The following is a 21,209-nucleotide window of genomic DNA, read 5'->3' on the forward strand; positions in this document are numbered from 1 at the left end:
TTAATCCCTAATTAATAATCCCCTCTGCTTATTGCTTCGGAGCTTGAGCGGCCCCGACTTGGATCGGGAGAACAGCGGTAACGCTGCCAGTTGCCAGCGCGTAGAGCTGCCCATCGGGACTTGTCCGAGGCGGTTGGATTGCAGGGGCAGCAAAGGCGGCTAATCGCTCTCCAGGGGGAAGAGGTTGACCATCTCCAGCATTAATCGCAGTTTGGGCCGCTGCACCAACTTTGATTAATTGATAGACCAAATCCACTACTGCCGATTCGCTTAGGGCGGCAACCGGGCGACCGATAAAAGCACCAATATCTAGTAAAACTTTACCATTTGCAACAATAAAGCTTCCTTGTGGGACTTCATTTTGTGATTCCAAGGTTTCAAAAGAAAGGTCAGCCATATCCTGTCCAAATTTGATTTAAAGGATGCCTTAAAGATGCCATTGAATAATCGTTCTCGTCAATCCGTGAAAATCCTTACACAGCAAAGGTTTTAGGGAAATAAAAGAAAAGCCTCAAAGGTTAACCTTTGAGAGAATGATTACCACTATAATTAGAAACACTTGCAGCATTTTTACTGGATAGTCAGTAAGGAGCTATCCCCGCTCTATTGGATTAGAGAAGCGATTTGACCGATCCACAAGACAGATGGGATTAACTAGACCGTGTAAAGTGAGCGTCGCGTACTGGAACTTAACTTTTACAACAGGTCTGCGATTAGGGGCATCGACAGACTTTCCTAAAATAATTCTCTTTCTTTTTGTGTTAGGAAAGGCTTTTTCTGGGGCTGCATTCCTGTTAATAGTCATATTTTCCCATTCTGGTGAATGACCTCTAATATCTAAAACTTGCTCGATTACCCGTTTTCCTTCGGCTTCGGACTGGCAAAGTAACTGAAGTTGATATCCTAAATCCCAATCACTGTAGGAACACATAATTTTTCCTTTATTCCAAACAAATCCGCCTCCACCAGCAAATTTTCTTTTAATAATAGACGCGACTGCTTTTAATTCTTGATTGGTAATGGATTCGCTCTCTTTATTCATGATACGGAACCCTATATGGCCTTTTGAACGACGATAGGAATCTTTTACTCCTTCTTCTTGAAAAAACAAATTTATTTGAGGCTTATGTCTTCTTTTAACTGCGCTATTCGTAGAAATAAATTCGTTTCCTCCGTTTTTTTGTAGCATTTGATTTATTCCAATAAGAAGTGTAATAACTGGCTTTAAAGTTTCCTCGGAACCACTTAAAATAATCTCATCACTCATAATTTTTACCCTATGGCTATTAGTATTACTCCCGGCACAGGTGGCACAATCAAACAGACTAATTTTGAAGCCCATCTATTAGAAATCATAACCTTTGCAAAGAATCAAGAGTTGATTCCCGCAAGGAATCCTCAAAAATTTAATTATATTCAAGGTTTCACGTTTACCGATACTTTATTTAGATGTAATTTCTCGCTTCCAGTTAACCGAGAAACGAACGAGACGGGCGGCAATTTAATCACAGTTCCAGACTATTTAACCGGGGTAACGTTTACGCCTGGAACTGGGGGAACCTTTAAGTCGGCAAACTTTGCCGCTTACTTAAGCGAAGTTATCTTATACGGTCAAGACTTAGAGGCAGATGCCCTTAAGAATCCAACCGCCGCCGATAGGATTACGGGCAGTTATGATATCAACCCGAAAGTTTTCGGAGGTTCCATTGAAATTCCGATAATCCCTTCCGTATCAACCGATGGAAGACCGATTTATACAGCAGTTCCCTATCTAGTATAAAAATGCTTGAGAATTTCACCTACACAGAAACAATAGTTATTAATAGAGATTTACTTCCAACGGATTCACAAAACATTGTTTCTTTATACGATACGACGCCAACCGCAAGGGAAAACGCCTATCGTGAGGCTGGTTATCATGTTTCAATCAATCGTTACCTGAAAGCATTCAAGGCGACAATTGATATTAACTCGATTAAAGAGGTTGAAATTCCAAAGTTTAACGAGTTAGCGACCAACCTCGAAATTAATACCGCTTTAAGAAACTTAGAATGGAAGTCGCCTCGAAAACATTTAAACCTACTTTTGCAAACGGACGGATTAAACTGGAAACGTAAAGGGATTGTGAGTTTGTTAAATCGGGGTGACCTCCCCTACTATGAGGCCGACCTTATGGCCTTCTTTACGGAAGGTTTAGCCATAGAACTAGGAGAAGTTGCAAAAATAGGCGTACAAATTCAGGATGTAACTTTCGGGTTTTTAACTGCTCAGGATACGGTTTTAATTTATGCAAACTTAGTCAAGGAAGTCAAGGTTGTGAACACTTCGGACAACCTAGAAAAGATTGCAGCTTTAAATCTAAAAGATTTTGGTTTAAGCTTGCTAGAGAAAGAAACCGCCGCCCAAATTCGCTCTCTACTTGCTTTGTCGGTTCCTGTAGTGGTTGCCCGCCGTGATACCGATTTGACTCTCGTTAATGGAACTGGAACCGAAATTAGTTACACAAGTGAAGTTCTAGACTTGCTTAATGCTTGGGACGGGTTGACGTTTACTTGTCCGGAAGCGGGAACCTATACTTTTAGCTTTAATGTTCATCTAGCGAGTTCTGCGGGAACAGTTACAGCCGGCGATCACTCAATATCCATTATCGTTAATTCTACTGTTTTAGTTTTTCAAAGAATACTTTATACCGGCTCAACGGTTGTTTCTTACTTAAGCGGACAGATAACTATATTTTTAAACGTTGGGGATACTGTTAGAAGTCGTGTAGGGGTAAACTTTTCGGGATCTACTGCCTTAAGACTTGCCGCCGCCACCACTCCAACGACTTTAAGAATCGTTAAAGATAAATGATTGACATTAACCGCTTTCAAAAAGGAATCTACAGGGAAGAGTACGCACCCTACGAATGCAGGCAACTTGACCACGCAAATTTTGAACGACGCCATTTAAAACCGGAAGCCTCAGCTAGAGGAGTTTTTTTCTATCCAGCTCGATCAGTAACAGGACGTACCCGCTGGGAGCGATCGCTGATTATTCGCTCTTTTAAAGAAGAATCTCCAGGCCGCCAAATCGATACCTTATACGTGAGGGATTGAGATGGTTTACGAACATCTTAGACAAATTCCTAATACGCCTTTTTATATTACGCCGGACGAACCAGCAGATCCAGGTGACTGTGCCCGATATCCGGATTCGCCGCTTTGTGGTGGACAACCTTTTAGTAAAAGACCTGTAGCCTTAAAGCCGGAAATTGTTTTTAATGAGTGTGCTAAAGGAATTAAGGTTACGCCTGTTCTAGGTTTTGTGAAACTTCCTCCAGTGGAAATTATTGCGATAGATCCTAAGTGCAGGCAGGAAAAACCTTCAAATAATCAGTCACCGCCCCCTCCCGTATTGCTTGATGATTTACCGCCTAATGCGGGATGGGCATGGACACCAGAAAGAGGAAGCGGGCAATGTCCTCAAGAATACTTTGTAGTTTTTCACGCTCAATTTGATTATTTAGGGAGAAGCGGATCAACTGTATACGGAGGATATCAACCGAACACAACTTTCGGAATGATGTTTAGAGGAAAAATTTTAGGTCTTTTTTATACTACTTATGAGGTAACAATCAGTGAAGATTTAGTCGATAGAGGAATTAATTTTTACGCAATTATTGAAGCGGAAGGATTCGACGATGAAATTATTTACGCGCAAGGGGAAGAGGAAACAATAACTATCGCTTTAGGAGCGAATAAAGCCGCTTCAGATTTAGCGGGATGCAATACTTACTCTTCCGTCACAGATCCAAGAATGCCATTTTTTCAGGGTCATGTAGCTACTTATATTTCCCAAAATGGCTTACTTACTCTTGAATCTGAAGCTAATATATTTTGTCCCGATACCCGACCGGATGGGCAGCCGTCCGGGAACGGGAAAAAGCCATCACCAACACCACCTCCACCTCCACCCAAAAGAAAATGTGATTGTATGGGATGTTGTCCATCTAACCCCAACCAAGACAAGAACGACCGCGATCTAGAAGAAGTTAAACGCTTATTAAGACTCCTATTGAAAAAGATAGGGGAACCTCAATCAGTGGTTTTATTTGATGAAGACCCCAATAAACCGGGAAGGCAGAAAAAGACGGTCAAAAAAGAAACTTTATTTGATGCGGTTAAGCTTGCCACTCAACGAGCGGAAGTAGCTAATCAAATACTCGGAATCGAAGCGTTTCCGATTGATGTACCAGCAACGGTCATCAACCCGGAAAAATCCGGAGTTTGGGGAAAGATTTTCGGATTCATTGATGGGAAGAAACGCCGCAAGCTCAAATCAATTGCGGAATTTATCGCATGGCAAAGCGAACAGGATGCAGCGGTACTAGGGAAATTTCATCAAGTGATTCCGATTGCAGATAGTGACGCCACCAAGAAAGGAGACCAACCCGACCGCGTTGTACTACCCAACATTGCAGAGACTTTAAAGGAAATTATTTTGCTCGTTGCCAACCTGATTCAATCCCAGGGAATGATGATGGACATCAACTTAAAAACACTTACAGAAGCAAGTGCTGTAAAAGTTGAAGTCGCTAAAACTCAGCTCGTTGTTAAAGATATCCAAGAATACTTGGACTACGACACCGAGCAAAAAATCTTTGATGTTCCAATTCAAATCGGTGTACCTCCAGCTGATGCAACCGAGGAAGACATGGCGAATTTCTCTAAGTTTCTAGAGCCTTCAAAAACTCAAGTGGATTCCGCCGAATGGATGGGGAGGGATTCTTTCCAAGAAGCCTTAACCGACTTGAGAACAGCGGCGGCGGCGATTCGGGCAACTTTCAGTAATCGGGTATAGATATGGCTGAAAACAAAGCGGACGGTCAACAAGAAAAGACTAAACAGCGAATGCTAAGAGAAACCGATAAAATCGGGGAAGCCGCCGAAGTACTGTCTGGTAAAAAGCCGATCCAAGGGTCATTATCTAAAGGAGTTAAAAAAGCTCAAGAGAAAGATTTTGACGCATTCTTAAACGATGCTGAAACAGGGTTCGTCCGTCAAAAAGGCGAAAAGAAAGGGGAAAAACAAGTCAAAATTCGTAAGTTGAATAAATAAAATGCCTTTAGCAATATCTAAAAATAATTCCATCAGTTATCGGACATCAGCAGCACTTAAAGGGACGCTTCCTCAGTTCAACGCCCAATCATTAGATAAAGGGTTAGGTGCGTCTCTTTCTGGAGGATTCGAGCCGATTGCGTTTGAGAACGTTCCCAGCTATGGAAAAGACCCAAAAAAAGGTTATGGAGCATCTTATATTGACGGTTCTGGATCGCTCGGTGGCAGTCCAGAATTTGACATCGACAACGATGATTTAGAAGCATCTGGGTCGCTCGACGACTTACGCCAGGGGTTGAGAGAAGGGATTGCAGATAAGCGATTGACTGACACCGCCAAAAGCTTTACAGGGAACGACTTTTTCCCTTGGGCCGAAGTCGATAAGGCTGGGAATCCGATTTTAAGACGGATCGGGCTGGCGGCGAAGGGCACCGCCAACAAATTTACGGAAGTTGGCTTGGGCCTATTGGCTCTAACGGGAATTAGTCGTGGGGCCGCTGGGTTGTGGCGGCTCGTTAGTCCGGGGATTGGTTGGTTGACTTCCAGTTTATTTGTCAAAATCGGCGTGATTACATCCCTCCCTGCCTTGTTTGGGTTAGGCGTGAGAACCACGCAATACGTATTCAACTTTAACTGGAACGCTTCCGATCAGGATTTAACGGCGGCTTTAAAATCTCAGATGGAAAGTCTTTACGGGTTAACTGGCGGTTTGCTTGGAAGTTCCCTTGGTTATCTTGTCTGTGGTGCCTTACCGGGCGCAACTGCTTTTGCGTTTAATCCCGCTGTCGCCAAAGCAATCTTGAACGAAGTGGGCGACGAAGCGAAGGACGAATTAATGGGTCAAGTGGCTCAGTGTGCAAATACTGCCTTTCAAAGCTTAGTGAATGCTGTAATTTTGAAGTCGTTCATGGGTGCGAGGAAATGGCTAAAACGCCCGGATACCCCAATTTACAACAGTCTAAAACTAGCATTAGGAGACAATTTCACCAAGTGGGGGGACGCGGGACGGCCCTCATTTACATTCAACCAAGCAATCGAAAACCGAGTTGAAAAAATCAAAGATCCGAACTTAAGGAACTTTACAGAGGAGTTTTTAGAAAATTTTAGTGACTCCTGCCTAGAAGCCAGTTATGTAGTTGTAAACACGATCGAGAGCCAAATGGCAGCACAGCGACTCATGCAACAACAGCTCTTAGGCCCTCAGCAAACTGTAGCGATCTCATTCAATCCCGCTTAATCCTTCCTTGCTCTAATTGCCAAATCAGCAAGTGAGTCTCGTGGAGGTTTTAGGCTAAATTTTAGGCAAGAGCTGCTATCCTGCGAATAGACACCTTACCAACAGAACATTACAGGAGATTAGGCGAGTGATTCGAATTCCCCTGGGGGTATCAAAAGGCAAAAGGCAAGAAGTTTTTCTTGCCTTTTGCCTTTTTAATTTAAGGGAATAAATTCTCATCGTTACTAGATGAGAAAAGAACGAACGGCTAACAGCTATTTTTCAGTGAGTTTGTCTATTTTTTCTTTCAAGCCTAAATTGAATAAAGAGCGTAGCAACACCAAGAACCATAGACCTGATAAACCAAAAATAGCGATCGCCCAACTACTATAGGAAGGTAGCGCCAGCAGCACTGCCGCCGACAGGAGGGTAAAACCTGTTAAACAGGCATAAACTAGGCTTTTTAGGGCTAAATTAATCCGTTTGAGGATGCGATCGCTTTCAAGGGTTCGCACTCGCAGTTGTAACTCTCCCTGTTCAATTCGTTCTTCTAAGCGCCGGATTAAAATTTCCGAAGCTTTTGGCTGTCGCAATTTATAACCAATAAAATTCTTGGCTTGTCGGGCAAGTTCGCCGATTAAATTTCCTTTAGCTTGAGAGACAGTGATACTTTTAATAAAGGGTTGAGCCGCTGCTACTGGATTATATTCAGGATCGAGTGTCCTAGCGATCCCATCGAGTGTAGTTAAAGCCTTCAAAATAAACGTCATCTGGGCAGGCAAGCGAAAGGGTTGCTGCTCAAACATGGCATAAACTTCGGTACTCATTTCACTGAAAGCTTTGACATCAATTGGTTTTTCAGTGAATTTATCTAAGATAAAAGTTAATAACCTTCGTACCGGAGTCATATCCGCGACAGGCACCACTAAACCCATATCAATTAAGGTATCTAATACCTCGTCTGTATCCTTTTTTAGGACGGCAAAAAATGTCCTAATCATTTGATCCTTGGCAATGGACTTGAGTTCTGCCATCATGCCAAAGTCATAAAAGATTAAGCTGCCATCCTGGCTCACTGCCATGTTTCCAGGGTGAGGATCTGCTTGAAAAAAGCCATCTTGTAAGAGTTGTTTTAAATAACAACAGATTCCAAGTTGGTTGATTCTTTTCGGGTCTAAGCCACAGGCTTCAATAGTTTTGCGATCGCTGACTTTGATTCCAGGTAAATATTCTACAGTTAAAATTTTGGTGGTTGTGTAACGCCAGTAAACTTTCGGAATCAGAATCCGGGGATAACCGAGGAAATTGGCAGCAAAACGTTCGGCATTTTTACCTTCTTGAATATAATCAATTTCTTGATAAAGAAGATTAAAGAATTCGCTATAAATTGCTTCTAATTCATATTTTCTTGTCCAAGGCAGATAGCGCCGCGAAAAACGGACAAGCCTACCCAAAGCTTGAAAATCTAATTTAAATAACCTTTCTAATCCCGGACGTTGTACTTTGACAACGACATCTTCACCCGTATGCAGCCGTGCTTTGTGGACTTGCCCTAAACTAGCCGCAGCAATCGGAAAACGATCGAATTCCCGATACAGAGCATGAATTGAATTACCAAGTTCCAATTCAATCAGCGCGACTGCTTGCTCGGCACTAAATTCCGGAACCCGATCCTGTAGCTGCCCCAACGCTTCTACATATTCTAGAGGCAGCAAATCTGCGCGGGTAGATAATGCCTGCCCAATCTTAATAAAAGTGGGACCTAAATCTAGTAAAGTTTCAACTAACCACTGTGCCCGACGCTTTTTATGTAAAGGGGAAGTATTTCTAAAGATATTATCCCACCATAAATAAAACACCCACTCTGCTGCTGCTCCAAAAATGTCTAGTTGACGAGCAAGGGCAGTATATTTCGTTCGTTGCCAACGTAGGGGTTTTAGTGGAGCTTTTGCGAGCATATCATCCCTTAATAAAGTCAGGAGTCAGAATCGGGGTGCTTGGCAGGTAAGCCCTTACAAGAATTAGTAAGCCGTGAAATCTCGAAGCAAGCCAGTCTGAACTGCTACAAGAACAGAAGAGAGGAATTCACCACTTTTCCCCTATTTTCAGAATATGCAAGTTAAACGTGCAACAGCTTATAAATTCTCAGATTTGGCGTTTGGTTGTCTAGTTTCTGGCTTCAGACTTGAGTGCTGTCAAAAGACTGAGGCAAGGTGAGCGTGAAGCAGGTTTCGCAAGCGTGAGTATCTTCAGTAGAACAACTAGAGACAGCGATCGCACCATTGAGGTGCTGTACTAAAGACTTTACCAGAGCTAGACCCAACCCAGTGCCTTGAATTGCTTGTTCGGTGATGCCTTTACCCCGGCGGAATTTATCAAAGATATACCCCATTTCTGCTGGCGAGATGCCAGGACCATTGTTGCTCAAGTAAAGAACAATCTGATTCCCTTGCGGATTAATCTCGTGAGTAGCACGCAAATGAACGGTAGAATCTGGCTCAGAATATTTGCCAGCATTGGTCAAAAGCTCATGCAGTATGCGATTGAGGCTATCCGTGTCAGTCTGAAGCATTAGCGATCGCTTGGGTAACTCTACTGCTAGCGTTAATCCTTTATCCACCCATTTCTGCTCAAACGGCTCAACTAACTCTTGAATAACCTGCTTGAGGTCTATCTTTTGCAGATGAATAGAAGATTTCTTCGACTCCAGTTTCTGGAGAGCGAGTAAGTCCGCGATCAAATCAATTTCTCGAGTACACTGCTCATCCAGCATTTGCAGATACTTAGCACGACTTTCGGGTGACTGTTCAGCTTGACGTAACATCCGAATTGCTAGCTTCATCGTGGTGAGCGGTGTGTTCAACTCATGGCTCAGGTTGCTGATGAATTCATCCTTCACTTGATTGAGTTGCCGCAACTGATCGAGTTGTTGGCGAGTTTTTTCGTACAACTTTGCCTGCACTTCCATACTGCCTTGCAGCTGGGCGGTACGCTCCTCGACAAGAGCTTGCACTTGGCGTAATGATTGCGTTTGAATGATTGCCGTACTCGCCTGAGCGCTGACTAATTTTACTAACTCTAATTCCTCAGATTGCCAGGAACGAGGCTGATGATGCTGTAGCACCAGGAACCCTAACACGGTACCTTGGCTTTCCAGAGGAACCATCAGCAGAGCAGGCATGGCTTCTTTAAACAGGTCGGAGGATTGGCTGGCAGAGGTGTCTGCTGGGTTGCTGGTAGCGAGATCCGCTTGATTCGCGATCGCCAATAGCTCAGGCGACTGCATGAAGACTTGTTGGCACCAGTGACACTCCGATAGAGCAAAAGAATGGTTTAACCAAGAAGGTAAAACAGAAGCGGTTGTTTCTTTAATTGCTGGTTGTTCGCTGTTGCTTTGGGAAGACCATTCGCAAACTACCGTAACTTTCGCTTTAGGAATCTGCTTTAAAGAACGGTTTTTCAACGGGGGAGCGACGTATTTCAACAGTAGAATAAAGCCACGGTGAACTTGGAAAGCTTGAGCTGTACCGGCAAGCGCGAGTTGGAGAATCTGATTCACGTCTTTGCCTGCTCGAATTGCCAAGGTCAGCTGGTTGATCAGGATTTGGTATTGGGCGGCGATACGCACCTGTCGCTGGAGTTGGACTTGAGAAATGGCGATCGCAACTGAGTCTGACACAGCTTTCAACAATTCTTTTTCAATCTCTGTCCAATCGCCGGGTTGCGATCGCCCGACGATAATCACCCCATTTGCTGAAGATTGAAATTGGGTTTGAATTCCTAGCACGGCACGTACCGGATCTTCCCAGGCACGTCCAGTTTCAATTGCCTGAGTATCCGAAATCGCTACGGGTTGGCGAGCGCTTAGGATCTCTTCTAGCACGACATTTTCTTGCATCCATCCTTTCGAGGGCAGAGGACGCACGCTCTTAAACTCAACGGTTCCCGCCTCCGCCACGTTGGATGTTCCGTTAGACCCTGAAAATGCCTCTGCGTACCAAAAAGCAGCCTGTGGCGTCGCCTGATGGCTCGCGATCGCTTTTATAAAACAAGCATCTGCCTGCAAACTCCTTCCCACCACCTCCGCAATTTTGGGTAATACCGCTTCCGGATCTGAGCTTGTCAGAAGGATTTGAGTAATCTGTTGCCCTAAATGAATGCAGCGATCGCTGGGGTAATGCATGAGTGCGCCCTTGTATTCCTCTATAAAACCCGGTTCAACTGGACTGGGCATCGGTGAAGTGAGAGGCTCTACCATCAGGGTTGCAGCTGTTTGCAGCTCTTTGACAGCCGCCAGCTCTTCCTGAGCCGCTTTACTAACGCTAGCGTGCCGCTTTGCGACCAACTCTTGGGACATCCGCGTTGCGATCGCAGTGGCTGCATCCATATCCGCTTGTGCATCATTCATCTTAGCCGAGCTTCATTAGGAGGACATCAAGGCAGGGGTTAAAAGACACTCTGCTGGATAGAGGGAGAGGCGTTGGCACGGCAGCAATAAAAACAGTCGTTTGTCGGGAGCAATCCGCTGTCAATCTTTTACAACCATGACTGGGGCAACCAGATTTCACCCTCACTCTTCTATAGACTAGGGTTCCCAGATTTTTTAGATTTCTACCAGTTCAAATGCCTAATTTCTAGAAGTGGTAACCAGTACCTCTGTGGGTAAACGTTTCAACGACTCAGCCTGCCCCAGTATTTTTTCTTCCAGCTGCACGCGCGACTCTTGCGTCACCTGACCAGACATGGCAGCTTGTTGTAGGCTCATAAAAGCTTTCAGATCCTCTGAGCCATATTTGCCTTGGAGCATCTCCCGGAGCAGCTCTTCTGCTTCCACTGTCAAAAAACCAGTACTGAGAGCTTGTTGAACCACTTCTCGAATTAGAATCATCGTGCACCTCCTAGACGACTTGCTCAGCAAGGTCAGTATCCAATTTATCCAGTTGCCATCAGGTGACGCTAATCTTTGTGTCTAAGTGACCCTGTCGGCAATGACTTTATGATGTATACATCCTGATTCTTGTGATTTCCAGTTAGGGCTTTTGTGATTGAAATCACTGAAATATCTACTAAAACCTGAATGCCAAATTGGCTTTTTCTTAAATCAAGCTCAATGGCAGACTTGGTCTAAATCACAGTGATGTAACTTCTTTTCTCCCCCTCCTCCGTAAGCGTTTCATCCCTAAAACAAGAGCAGTCAGGAGGGGTTGGCGTAGCACTAGCGCAGTCTTGCCAGTCTAATGTCAGGTAGTCGGCAGAAAAACCATTGGAGCAACGAGAAGCTCATTTTTTGAATAAAACGGGGTTCTCACTAAAGAAGTGATTTTCAGCGGTTTTTCTAGGGAACAACCTAGGGAACAACAATGTTTGACGTTTAAGAACGCCTTTTTTTTGCTTCCTGCTGGGCAATTTCACTCTTTTTCCGATAAGATTCCACCCGATCCTGAGCCGTTCCGTAACGACTATCAGAGGGGGGTACAGCAGCCATTAAATCGGAAGCTTGTTGCCATTTAGCCGCCAAATCCAACCACTGAGCAGAAGTCTGAGCATTTCTCCCCGCAATTGACGTTTGTTCCGCCAGTCGCACCGCGTCTGCAAAAGGATCTGACGAAGGCAATGCAGTTGTTTGGGTGCTTGATGCTACAGGAGCTGAAGAGGTTGCTGGCGCTGTCGTCTTTGGGGAAGAGTTTGGCGCAGAAACTGGCGTCCGAGTAATCGTAAATGGCCCTAGCCAATCATAAAGTGCCCACCCTACCAGCAGTAAAAGTAACGATAAGCTGGCACCGCCCACAATACCACGCCAGAATTGGCGTTTTTCCCGTACAAACCGGGAGGACGGTTGGGGGAATGGTGGCTGACTTTTTTTGGCAGGTTTCCGTTCCTTGAAATCTTCTCCTAAACGTCGAAAAACATTCGGCTTGGCGAGGGTAATTTCTTCAGCCCAAAGTAACTGACTCTCCGGATCTCGATGAATTTCTTCTAGCCAGAGTAATTGTTGCTCTCGGACAATCCGACTGTTGATATTGACTCGACGAATATTTCGCGGTGAAATTGATTCCAGAATCTGCCGAATGCGCTGTACCAGGCTAGATTGTTCGAGTTGATCTGGCGTAGCTGCCTCACACAAAAGCTGCAAGACACCATCGGCAAAAATGGCTCTAGTTCTGACACCAGCCTCTGCCAGCTTGTCATTGAGTATTTGAATAATCGCCGCCACGCTCCCCTGGCGAGCTTGTTTGGCGATATCATCCATCGGATCAACCATTTTGTTTGAGTAAATGATGCCGGTAGTTCAACCTGACTTTTTTTATTTAAGAGTATCAGTCTTTTTGTTTAAGAGACTCTGTCAGAGTAGTATAATTGACCGGCAACTGCGATCGCTCCTTTTTTGCTCTTAGTTTCATGAAGCAGCGCAGACGATTGCCAAGGGTCTTGCTGTGGCAAGATGTCCCTGTCAGAAGATATTTTTTCTACATTGAGCGGAAGATTCGCTTACGAAGCTTTGTTAAGGCGCTTGGGAGGCACGCAAGCACCTCCCATCGCGAGATGCTATCTGTCGCAGAGCAGCCAGTCGCGCTCTTGAATGATAAAGTGAAATAGCTAAACAGAAGATTGGAAAAACCGGGAACTGAATCATGGGCGCATTGATTCGCGGCGCAATTTTTGTTTTGGATGACAACATTGATACCGATCAAATTATCCCAGCTGAATACCTGACTCTGGTTCCTTCCAAGCCTGACGAGTACGAAAAATTGGGCAGTTATGCCTTGATTGGATTGCCGGATCGTTATGGAAAGTTTGTGGCTTCTGGAGAAATCAAGACCCAGTATCCCATCATTATTGCTGGGGAAAACTTTGGTTGCGGTTCTTCGCGGGAACATGCACCGATTGCTTTGGGTGCTAGCGGCGTTAAAGCGGTGGTGGCTCAGTCTTATGCTCGGATCTTTTTCCGCAATTGTGCGGCTACTGGGGAACTTTACCCTTGGGAATCCTCTGAGCGGTTGTGCGATGAATTTGAAACGGGACAGGATGTTTCAATTGATTTTGAACAAAATCAGCTGATTAACCATACTTTGGGTAAAACTTATTCTCTCCAGCCATTGGGCGATGTAGGCCCAGTGATTGATGCAGGGGGAATTTTCGCTTATGCTCGGCAAACGGGGATGATTCCTACGCGGTAGCGATCGCAATATTCTGAGTGTTGAATTTTGAGTTCAATCTTTCAACACTCAAAACTTTTGAATCTAAGCGCGATCGCTTTTACAATTCTTTAAAATAGTTATTAATGTCTGTAAGCCAAAAACTATTGACGACTATGCTCCTAAAGTGTACAACCCGCCACATCCGCATCTATACCGCTGAAGTGAAGAACAACGAACTCGTCGAGAGTGACAATGTATTGACCCTAGATGTCGATCCAGATAATGAATTTAATTGGAACGAAGACGCTCTGCAACAGGTTTATGGCAAATTCGATGAGATGGTTGAAGCTTACAACGGTGCAGATTTAACAGAATATAATCTGCGTCGTATCGGTTCCGACTTGGAACATTTCCTGAGAAGCCTGCTACAGCAGGGGCAAATTAGTTACAACCTGAGTAGCCGCGTTCTCAATTACAGCATGGGACTGCCTCAGGTTAGCACTCAATCGGCTGAGTAATTCTTTTTTAGTTGTTAGAAAAGTTGAGTTTAATATCAGAAAACTTTCTAACAACTAATTACTGGTCACTACAGATAATTTACCGCCAAATCCGATTCCCATTTTCATCAACGCGAGCTTGGCGAATCACATCAGAGATTTCCTCGGCATCCTTAACATGGTGTAATGCCTTCTTTTCTCCGTCCGGCTCTTCCACTTCAAAGTAAGTTGGAACAACGATATGGTCGCCGGTAATATCTGGCGCATCTACCGCAATTTGCTGGGCTTTTTCTTCAACGGTTTCGGGTTTATCGGAAATTCTATCGCCCGGATTAGTAGTTCTATTGGTTGTATCTTTGGGTGGGTTTTCCATATAACTCCTAAAGATTTGAATCTTAATGTTACTAATATTAGATTAGAGAAATGGGTGTGCGATCGCCTCTTTCTGTGGGTGTAAGTCAGCTCTCTGTCTGTTTCTGCATTGATGGGGAATTTTGCTGAGTTGGGTTGATAACGCTACCATCCAAAGACTGAGCATTTGCAGCAACTTGGGATTTAGCCGCTCGTTTCTGCTCCAAAAATTGCTTAAGAGCAATGCGGCGATTTTCTAAGAAGCGGCTCCAAAACCCTGGAAGAAAATGATCCATCGTTTCAGCCAGCGCCCAAGTTTCCAAATTTACCATCTTGGAACGCAGGCGGTGAGACTCCTCTAGAGAGTCAATTAATTGCTTAATTTCTGCACTAGCAGGTGAATTAAGCTCTGCAAATGGTGGATCTGTAGCAGTATAAGCTTCGGACTTGGGCATGGCAATTGGGGAAAGTGGCAGTACACAGAGCAAATTGGAACAACAATCCTTGATTGGCGAAACCGGAGAACCTGCAAAGGGCACAATGCGATATCAAAGCAGGACAACAAATGTAAACCCTCGACTCCCCATCTCTACCCAGAAAGGGGAGGATTTCGCCCCTCACTCGTGAGGAGTTGAAAGAGGAGTTAAACTGCCCCGGTTGAAATTTGGTAGCCGGAGTGATTTTACCCAACGTTTAAAAAAGCATCGCCTAGTCTGATTCAAATTTAACGCGAAGTGTCAGTTTCCCAAGCACGAGAAGACCCTTAACCGCTAAACTCTGGAAATAGAAACTTGATTATTTTTTACCTCTAGTGTATAAAAAAGACCCCGAAAGCCCTTGGACGTATAAACCTTGGTGGTGTCAGCCTTGGTCTATTTTGCTGACGACTATTACCGTCATCACTGCCTCTTGGACACTAACCAAAACAATTTGGATCACGGCTGGCGTCTCGATTCCCATTCTTGTGTGGATGTCATACTTTTTGCTACTCTGGCCTCGACTAATGCGGCGTTATTATCAGCAAACCGAAAATTCTGTAAGTGAAGAATGAGTTTTATTGACCGATCGCAAATCTATTGAGTGTCAGAGGCTACAATCCAGATTAACGCTCAGATTTGGCGAATTGAGAAAGAGCTACCTTTCTCAGTAGCTTCTGGTAACAGCAAGTCAAATCACAACAGGCTGATGGGAGCGCATAACCTTCATGAACAATTCTGCGGCAACGCTTTACTGCTCGAATCTCAATTGTCAGGCTCCGAATCCCCAGAGCCATAACTTTTGTCAGAAATGCCGCACGCCGCTGCTCAAACGGTACTTGTGGGCAGTTGGTGAAGGGATAGAGGCTTACAAAGCTGGGGATCTGATTGCTGAGCGATATTTGCTGAAAAGCGATCGCATCATTTTAGATACCAAACCGGCTTTGTCTCCGGAAATGTTGCCGGAGATATCCAACAGCCTTATGCCGTATCTCAAGCTGTCTCCCTATCAGCTGCACGTTCCCCAACTATACGGACTTCTGACACCAACAGAAGGGCAGCGTAACGCCGAAACTTGGCTGCTAGAGCAGGTACCGATTTACAGCTGCGGGAACGGGGAAGGCACCCTCATGCCAGAACTAACCAGCGTCTGGAAAAACGCCTCGGCAATGCGCCAACTGACTTGGCTATGGCAGATGGCAAATTTGTGGGAACCCCTGCAAATCAATCATGTAGGGTCGAGTTTGTTGACACCAGCGCTGCTGCGAGTAGAAGGTTCCATCCTTCGGTTATTGATATTGCAGGCGGATCGAAGCTCCCCGGTAACGCTGCAAAACTTAGGTCAACTCTGGTCTAAATGGGTCGCCGCTTCACACCCAACCATTGGAAAATTTTTGGAACAAGTTTGTCAGCAGCTCAACCAAGGAGCCGTACAGACGGCAGAGCAGCTGGTGGGGCTGTTGGATGAGGCAATGGAAACCATTGGGCGATCGCAATCTTGCACCTATCAAATTGTTACCCGCAGTGACACAGGGCCAACTCGTCGGCAAAATGAGGATGCCTGCTATCCCCCCAGTCCAAGCAGTACCAATCCCTCCCTTCCCTTGGCAATAGTCTGTGACGGTATTGGGGGACATGAAGGCGGGGAAGTCGCCTCCCATCTGGCAATTGCAACTATCCAAGAACGAGTACAGAGTCTGCTGGGGAATCCAGCCAATCCTTTAAATCCGACCGCTCTTACCCTAGAATTGGAAAACTTTGCCTGTGCTGCCAATGATGTTATCAGCCAGCGCAACGACACGGAACAGCGGCTCGACCGTCAACGCATGGGCACTACGTTGGTGATGGCGTTAGCCCACGCTCATGAAATGTATATCACTCATGTGGGAGATAGTCGAGCTTACTGGATTACTCGCACCGGGTGTCGGCAGATCACCCTAGATGATGATATTGCTTCGCGGGAGGTGCGGCTCGGATACGCCCTCTACCGGGATGCAGTGGAACAATCCGGCGCTGGCTCTCTCGTTCAGGCGTTGGGCATGAGTTCATCAGCAACCCTGCACCCCTCCGTACAGCGCTTTGTTCTAGATGAAGACGGTGTTTTTCTTCTCTGTTCGGATGGTCTGAGTGACAATGACCGAGTAGAGCAATACTGGGAAACAGAGATTCTGCCAATCCTAGAAGGTCAGATTGATTTGTCAACCGCCGGAACCCGGCTGATTGAAATTGGCAACACCAAAAACGGGCACGACAACGTTACGGTAGCCCTGGTCTACTGCCAAGTGGCATCAGCTCAAACTGGGCAACAGGTCACAGCACTACAGATGGGAGCCATTCCACCCGCAGCTCCAACTCCGGCTCCAGCGGCTTCGGTGCGCTCTCAATCTCCGTCTGCTTCCAGAATCAAAACCAAGATCATTTCACCGCAGTCTACTACTAGGAGTCCTTTGCCGCTCCTTCTAGTGCTGCTTCTGTTAGCAGGTGTCAGCGGAGCGATCGCTTATTGGTTGATTCCAGAAGTCCAGAACAAGGTTAATCCTCTAATCGGGCTGACACCCCCCTCCAGCCCCAGCCCTGAACTATCCGCCGCCAGTTCATCTCCATCGGCAGAACCTGTCGTGACTCCTTCCACCTCTGTGCCCTCTTTAGAGGCTGGCTTGCTGCTCCAAACCACCCGTTCCACAACCAAGAACGTTCAGGGAAAAGAAGTTCCTGTTTTGCTGCGACGTGGTGTCCAGGCACCCCAAAACCAATCTGTAGTCGGGTTAGTTTCCGATGGGAGTATTTTGCAAGTCAGCTCCATCCAGCGAAATCAAGACCCTGACAGTTGGCTACAGGTGAAAGTTTGCTCAACGCTCACTACATCTAATCCGCAGCTTTCCCCTGAAAAAGTTAATTCCGGCACCCCAAACCCAAGAGCAGTCCCCGAAGTGACCTATCGCCCAATAAAACCAGGAGAAATTGGCTGGATTCGAGAATCCGACGTTTTACCTGTAATTAATCCAAATTTCGCACCAACATCGGCTAATTTGGGCGAATGTGCCATTGGGGCTGCTTCTCCAACACCTACCGTCACTTCGTCCCCCTCTAAATAGCAATTAGTTGCTAGCCTTTAATTGTTAGGACTTCGGTTTTTGTCAGGGTTAGGTGTTCTTGGGTAGTCGCTAATCAGGAGTCATTCGTCAATTGGTAAAGATGCGATGAATCGCGTCTCTAGGTCAGTTGTCTTTTGCTGCCAGTGACGACTGCCAGAGACTTGCCACCCATTACTCACGATTCACTGCCCAAAAACGATTGATAGTGAATCGCTAAAGCTAAAATATCTCTTCAATAACCTTGTTTACCCTATTTGAGGTGATAAGAGCGAGTGAAGAATATTCGGTGAGTATTCCCCTGTTGTTCGGGTAGACTGATAAAAAACCTCGTATAGTGCTAGGTTTAAGGTTAATGTCTTTAGAATGTCCCAGTCTGAGAATCCCTGCCTCAGTTTAGCCATCAATCGGCTCTCCAAAACTTCCCTTGGGGCAGAACATTTTGCCATTTGGGTGATGAAAGCACCCTGTCCGGGTGGTCACGTTCTGCATGACTGTACGTGGCCTGAAATGTTGACCCAAAAGTGGCTGGCATGGCAGGAAATGTTTTCCCCACGGGGACTCCCTGATGTTCCGCTGGTACATCAGGCAAACCTTCCCGCCTTGACAGTGCCACTCGACGCCCTGAATGTCAACGGTCAAGCACTTCCGTATACGGCTCGTTTGATGCAAGATTTAGGGATTAGCCTCTGGAAGTGGTTATTTGACGGGGAAATTCAAAATAGTTTCGCTCAAAGCCAGGGAATTGCAATTGGGCAAAAAAAACGTCTGCGGCTGCGCTTAGAAATTCGAGACCCAGACTTAATTCCTGTGCCTTGGGAAATTATGCAGCCCGAACCAGGGAAACAAGCGATTTCTCTATCACAACAACTATTGTTTAGTCGTACCAGCAATGCGGTTGATCCGCTTCCACCCCAGCGCTTAGAGCAGGCTTTAAACATCCTGTTGGTACTGGGACACGATACAGAAAGCGAAGTCGCTCCCAGCTTGCAGCTGGAACAAGAAGCGGAGGCGCTGGCTAATATTTTGGAACGCTGCGGACGACCAGACTTACACCCAGATGGCGAACATACTGGTGCAACAGTCCTGTGCCAGGTAGATACGCTTTTACAACCTACAAAAGCAGAATTGATTTCACGTCTGGAAACAGAAAATTACAACATCTTGTTCTATGCCGGTCATGGCATTCCAGCAGCGGATGGTGGATTACTGTTTTTGCGACCGGATGCCAGGATCAATGGCACGGAGTTAGCCCAGGTTTTGGTTCGCTGTCAGGTGACGCTAGCGGTGTTTAATGCTTGTTGGGGCGCTCAACCAGAGCGGCACAACCAACAAAGTTTGCCGCGCAGCAGTTTGGCAGAGGTATTAATTCATCACGGTGTTCCAGCAGTTTTGGGAATGCGCGACTCAATTGCCGACGAGGAGGCTCTGTCGTTTATTCAGGCTTTTGCACAAGCTCTGGCAGCACGGATGCCCATTGATGAGGCGGTGGCGGTAGCAAGGCAAAAGTTGTTGACGCTTTACAAGTTCAACCAACCAGCTTGGACTTTGCCGGTTCTGTATATGCACCCAGATTTTGAGGGTGAGTTGATTCGACCGATTGGCGAGGAAGTGACGATACTGCCGGTGGATGTGAAGTCATCTGGGCACGATTTATCTACTCCATCTGCCTATCTTCGTCCGTTAGGAGTAACTAGCAAAGTTTCGCCAATTAGTGGCACGAGTTTGCGAGTGGGGCGTAATCCTAAGGGAAACGACTTGGTGATTGAAAAACAGGAAGTTTCTCGGCAGCACGCTGAAATTATTTGCGATGCTCTCCCAGACGGTAAACTTACTTACTTTCTAAAAGATAAATCTCGTTACGGCACGTTCATTTTAAGACCGAGTGGATGGCAGAAAGTCTATCATCCGGAAGTGCCTTTGCAATCGGGAGACCAGATAAAGTTTGGGAGTATGCAGGGTCAAACTTGGGAGTTCATTATTCAAGATAGTACGAAGTGCTAGGGTACGGTAAAAGTAATCGCCCTACAGAATACTGAGTGCTAAATAATATTTACGGAACTCGCCAAAGTGCCGCTGTAGCTACCCCTGCCAAGAACGGTATATCAATACACAGGAGCATCATGATGGCAAGGAAATCAATCGAAGGATTTTATGAGAATTCTCTTTCTCAAGTGCAAGCAGAACTACTAGAGGCACTCCTCCAGCCTGAAGAAGCTCCCTATCCCTGGAATCCAGCCGATCCAAATGTAGAAGCCTATTGGACAGAGCTGGAACAAGAGTTTGAACTTGAGGGATGGTTAGATGAAGAAATCAGTAGGGGGTCGCAAGCACTCTATGCAAAGTTCGATGAATGCTGGGCAAATACAAATGTGGCAGTTGTGCCGACAGCAGCGATCGCAGTGACATCTAGTTTAAGCGAGCGGTTTGCTGCCCGCGTTCCCCAAGCTTGGCTGGATGCGATCGCTCACAAAGCCCAACAGGTTGTATCAAGCCCTCTGTCAATCGCAGATCAGATGGTACAGTGCGTTCAGGAGCTGCTTCCGGAATGGGGAGAAGATGTGTTGCAGGTATGGGCGCGTCCTTTGGCTTCCGCTATGCGAGGCTCGGAAGCTGAAATTGCCCGTCCAGTTGGGTGGGATGAGTTATCGGAGAGCGAACGGGCACGGTTGAGTTTAGCAGTTGCTCGGTATGCGCTCAGACAATTCAACGACCTTAATTCTTCAGCACAAAATAAGTTACCTGAGTAGACACTTGATCAGATTTATTCTCTGCGTAATATCGAGCGTAACTTTCGTTTTGATTGGCGCTTAAGAATAATCCCAATGAGTCTCACACAAGGAATCAGGAAGGTGTACTTCTATTCCTGGCTGCCTTATAGTGCCAATCGACGCCAACACATTGATGATGGCATTTTTAGCCAACAGTTCATTTAATCAGTCATTCTAGAGGCTCCTATGGACGACGTGGGAGAGGATTGGAGGGTTGTTAACGAGGGTCTACTTATCGGTAGACCCGTTCCCTCTGTATAGATATCGGTCTAATTCTGGTTTTTATGCAAGAACTAGAATCTTTGTTACAAAACATCATTATTTTTTTCTGACCCTGGCAGGCGATCGCTTCTACTGGTTAAGGAGCATTCTGGTCTGGTACAATAATTCCCCATTACTGAATCCCTGGAAAGGATACGCACCAATCGTTAGAGGTATTTTCGCTCTGTTGTTAGAGTAGTTGACAATTGGCGAAGTTAGGTGTTTGAAAAATTTGCTTGCCCTTTGTAAAACACCTCCACTCCGGGAAGTCAACAGCACTTCTTCCTGCTGGCATAGCTAGTTGTTC

At 45.7% G+C, this 21,209-nt stretch carries 19 protein-coding genes; 11 read left to right on the plus strand and 8 right to left on the minus strand.

Annotation, left to right across the window (positions count from 1 at the left end):
- Window positions 1–28: 28 nt before the first annotated feature.
- Window positions 29–397: a hypothetical protein gene (locus NC996_RS17865; protein ID WP_339380269.1), complete on the minus strand. Its 369-nt coding sequence runs from the start codon at window positions 395–397 to the stop codon at window positions 29–31.
- Window positions 398–592: 195 nt separating this feature from the next.
- Window positions 593–1,267, minus strand: a complete 675-nt coding sequence (locus NC996_RS17870) for a hypothetical protein (protein ID WP_190681919.1) — start codon at window positions 1,265–1,267, stop codon at window positions 593–595.
- A 12-nt stretch (window positions 1,268–1,279) separates the two neighbouring features.
- Between NC996_RS17870 and NC996_RS17875 the strand changes: the two genes are divergently transcribed.
- The 5 genes from NC996_RS17875 to NC996_RS17895 all read left to right on the plus strand — a co-directional run bounded on the left by NC996_RS17875 (window position 1,280) and on the right by NC996_RS17895 (window position 6,336).
- Window positions 1,280–1,780, plus strand: a complete 501-nt coding sequence (locus tag NC996_RS17875; protein ID WP_190681922.1) for a hypothetical protein — start codon at window positions 1,280–1,282, stop codon at window positions 1,778–1,780.
- 2 nt (window positions 1,781–1,782) lie between these two features.
- Window positions 1,783–2,853, plus strand: a complete 1,071-nt coding sequence (locus NC996_RS17880) for a hypothetical protein (RefSeq protein ID WP_190681925.1) — start codon at window positions 1,783–1,785, stop codon at window positions 2,851–2,853.
- Window positions 2,854–3,099: 246 nt separating this feature from the next.
- Window positions 3,100–4,842, plus strand: a complete 1,743-nt coding sequence (locus NC996_RS17885; protein ID WP_190681928.1) for a hypothetical protein — start codon at window positions 3,100–3,102, stop codon at window positions 4,840–4,842.
- Between the two features lie 2 nt (window positions 4,843–4,844).
- The gene (locus NC996_RS17890) at window positions 4,845–5,099 is read left to right on the plus strand and encodes a hypothetical protein (RefSeq protein ID WP_190681930.1); all 255 of its coding nucleotides are present in this window, start codon (window positions 4,845–4,847) and stop codon (window positions 5,097–5,099) included.
- A 1-nt stretch (window position 5,100) separates the two neighbouring features.
- The gene (locus NC996_RS17895; RefSeq protein WP_190681933.1) at window positions 5,101–6,336 is read left to right on the plus strand and encodes a hypothetical protein; all 1,236 of its coding nucleotides are present in this window, start codon (window positions 5,101–5,103) and stop codon (window positions 6,334–6,336) included.
- Window positions 6,337–6,590: 254 nt separating this feature from the next.
- Here NC996_RS17895 and NC996_RS17900 read toward each other — a convergent pair whose 3' ends face one another.
- The 4 genes from NC996_RS17900 to NC996_RS17915 form a co-directional block, all read right to left on the minus strand.
- Entirely contained in the window at window positions 6,591–8,273 is a 1,683-nt protein-coding gene (locus NC996_RS17900) for an AarF/ABC1/UbiB kinase family protein (RefSeq protein ID WP_190681936.1), read from the minus strand.
- Between the two features lie 221 nt (window positions 8,274–8,494).
- Window positions 8,495–10,723, minus strand: coding sequence for a GAF domain-containing protein (locus NC996_RS17905; protein ID WP_190681939.1), 2,229 nt, complete (start codon window positions 10,721–10,723; stop codon window positions 8,495–8,497).
- A gap of 219 nt (window positions 10,724–10,942) precedes the next feature.
- Window positions 10,943–11,203, minus strand: coding sequence for a hypothetical protein (locus NC996_RS17910; RefSeq protein ID WP_190432645.1), 261 nt, complete (start codon window positions 11,201–11,203; stop codon window positions 10,943–10,945).
- 483 nt (window positions 11,204–11,686) lie between these two features.
- A complete protein-coding gene (locus NC996_RS17915) occupies window positions 11,687–12,577 on the minus strand; it encodes a hypothetical protein (protein WP_190681942.1) in 891 nt (296 codons plus the stop codon).
- A gap of 370 nt (window positions 12,578–12,947) precedes the next feature.
- Between NC996_RS17915 and NC996_RS17920 the strand changes: the two genes are divergently transcribed.
- Together NC996_RS17920 and NC996_RS17925 are read left to right on the plus strand one after the other, a co-directional pair.
- Window positions 12,948–13,493 (plus strand): 3-isopropylmalate dehydratase, encoded by a 546-nt coding sequence (locus tag NC996_RS17920; protein WP_190429652.1) that lies wholly within the window; start codon window positions 12,948–12,950, stop codon window positions 13,491–13,493.
- Window positions 13,494–13,627: 134 nt separating this feature from the next.
- The gene (locus NC996_RS17925) at window positions 13,628–13,972 is read left to right on the plus strand and encodes an NAD(P)H-quinone oxidoreductase subunit M (RefSeq protein WP_190410861.1); all 345 of its coding nucleotides are present in this window, start codon (window positions 13,628–13,630) and stop codon (window positions 13,970–13,972) included.
- Between the two features lie 79 nt (window positions 13,973–14,051).
- On the opposite strand, the gene NC996_RS17930 is transcribed toward NC996_RS17925, so the two are convergent.
- Together NC996_RS17930 and NC996_RS17935 are read right to left on the minus strand one after the other, a co-directional pair.
- Window positions 14,052–14,324, minus strand: coding sequence for a hypothetical protein (locus NC996_RS17930; protein WP_190410862.1), 273 nt, complete (start codon window positions 14,322–14,324; stop codon window positions 14,052–14,054).
- A gap of 85 nt (window positions 14,325–14,409) precedes the next feature.
- Window positions 14,410–14,757, minus strand: a complete 348-nt coding sequence (locus NC996_RS17935; RefSeq protein WP_190681945.1) for a hypothetical protein — start codon at window positions 14,755–14,757, stop codon at window positions 14,410–14,412.
- Between the two features lie 356 nt (window positions 14,758–15,113).
- Between NC996_RS17935 and NC996_RS17940 the strand changes: the two genes are divergently transcribed.
- The 4 genes from NC996_RS17940 to NC996_RS17955 all read left to right on the plus strand — a co-directional run bounded on the left by NC996_RS17940 (window position 15,114) and on the right by NC996_RS17955 (window position 20,620).
- A complete protein-coding gene (locus NC996_RS17940; protein ID WP_190410864.1) occupies window positions 15,114–15,353 on the plus strand; it encodes a DUF6737 family protein in 240 nt (79 codons plus the stop codon).
- Window positions 15,354–15,506: 153 nt separating this feature from the next.
- Window positions 15,507–17,873 (plus strand): protein phosphatase 2C domain-containing protein, encoded by a 2,367-nt coding sequence (locus NC996_RS17945; RefSeq protein ID WP_190681948.1) that lies wholly within the window; start codon window positions 15,507–15,509, stop codon window positions 17,871–17,873.
- A gap of 363 nt (window positions 17,874–18,236) precedes the next feature.
- Window positions 18,237–19,874, plus strand: coding sequence for a CHAT domain-containing protein (locus NC996_RS17950; protein WP_190681950.1), 1,638 nt, complete (start codon window positions 18,237–18,239; stop codon window positions 19,872–19,874).
- 119 nt (window positions 19,875–19,993) lie between these two features.
- Window positions 19,994–20,620, plus strand: a complete 627-nt coding sequence (locus NC996_RS17955) for a hypothetical protein (protein ID WP_190681953.1) — start codon at window positions 19,994–19,996, stop codon at window positions 20,618–20,620.
- The last annotated feature ends 589 nt before the right edge of the window (window positions 20,621–21,209 follow it).

Source organism: Trichocoleus sp. ST-U2 (assembly GCF_039961875.1).
GTDB lineage: Bacteria > Cyanobacteriota > Cyanobacteriia > Cyanobacteriales > FACHB-T130 > FACHB-T130.

What these genes read in the sequence shown, in the direction of transcription:
- NC996_RS17865 (WP_339380269.1), bottom strand. Translation starts at nt 397, where the DNA reads ATGGCTGACCTTTCTTTTGAAACCTTGGAATCACAAAATGAAGTCCCA.
- NC996_RS17870 (WP_190681919.1), bottom strand. Translation starts at nt 1,267, where the DNA reads ATGAGTGATGAGATTATTTTAAGTGGTTCCGAGGAAACTTTAAAGCCA.
- NC996_RS17875 (WP_190681922.1), top strand. Translation starts at nt 1,280, where the DNA reads ATGGCTATTAGTATTACTCCCGGCACAGGTGGCACAATCAAACAGACT.
- NC996_RS17880 (WP_190681925.1), top strand. Translation starts at nt 1,783, where the DNA reads ATGCTTGAGAATTTCACCTACACAGAAACAATAGTTATTAATAGAGAT.
- NC996_RS17885 (WP_190681928.1), top strand. Translation starts at nt 3,100, where the DNA reads ATGGTTTACGAACATCTTAGACAAATTCCTAATACGCCTTTTTATATT.
- NC996_RS17890 (WP_190681930.1), top strand. Translation starts at nt 4,845, where the DNA reads ATGGCTGAAAACAAAGCGGACGGTCAACAAGAAAAGACTAAACAGCGA.
- NC996_RS17895 (WP_190681933.1), top strand. Translation starts at nt 5,101, where the DNA reads ATGCCTTTAGCAATATCTAAAAATAATTCCATCAGTTATCGGACATCA.
- NC996_RS17900 (WP_190681936.1), bottom strand. Translation starts at nt 8,273, where the DNA reads ATGCTCGCAAAAGCTCCACTAAAACCCCTACGTTGGCAACGAACGAAA.
- NC996_RS17905 (WP_190681939.1), bottom strand. Translation starts at nt 10,723, where the DNA reads ATGAATGATGCACAAGCGGATATGGATGCAGCCACTGCGATCGCAACG.
- NC996_RS17910 (WP_190432645.1), bottom strand. Translation starts at nt 11,203, where the DNA reads ATGATTCTAATTCGAGAAGTGGTTCAACAAGCTCTCAGTACTGGTTTT.
- NC996_RS17915 (WP_190681942.1), bottom strand. Translation starts at nt 12,577, where the DNA reads ATGGTTGATCCGATGGATGATATCGCCAAACAAGCTCGCCAGGGGAGC.
- NC996_RS17920 (WP_190429652.1), top strand. Translation starts at nt 12,948, where the DNA reads ATGGGCGCATTGATTCGCGGCGCAATTTTTGTTTTGGATGACAACATT.
- NC996_RS17925 (WP_190410861.1), top strand. Translation starts at nt 13,628, where the DNA reads ATGCTCCTAAAGTGTACAACCCGCCACATCCGCATCTATACCGCTGAA.
- NC996_RS17930 (WP_190410862.1), bottom strand. Translation starts at nt 14,324, where the DNA reads ATGGAAAACCCACCCAAAGATACAACCAATAGAACTACTAATCCGGGC.
- NC996_RS17935 (WP_190681945.1), bottom strand. Translation starts at nt 14,757, where the DNA reads ATGCCCAAGTCCGAAGCTTATACTGCTACAGATCCACCATTTGCAGAG.
- NC996_RS17945 (WP_190681948.1), top strand. Translation starts at nt 15,507, where the DNA reads ATGAACAATTCTGCGGCAACGCTTTACTGCTCGAATCTCAATTGTCAG.
- NC996_RS17950 (WP_190681950.1), top strand. Translation starts at nt 18,237, where the DNA reads ATGTCCCAGTCTGAGAATCCCTGCCTCAGTTTAGCCATCAATCGGCTC.
- NC996_RS17955 (WP_190681953.1), top strand. Translation starts at nt 19,994, where the DNA reads ATGATGGCAAGGAAATCAATCGAAGGATTTTATGAGAATTCTCTTTCT.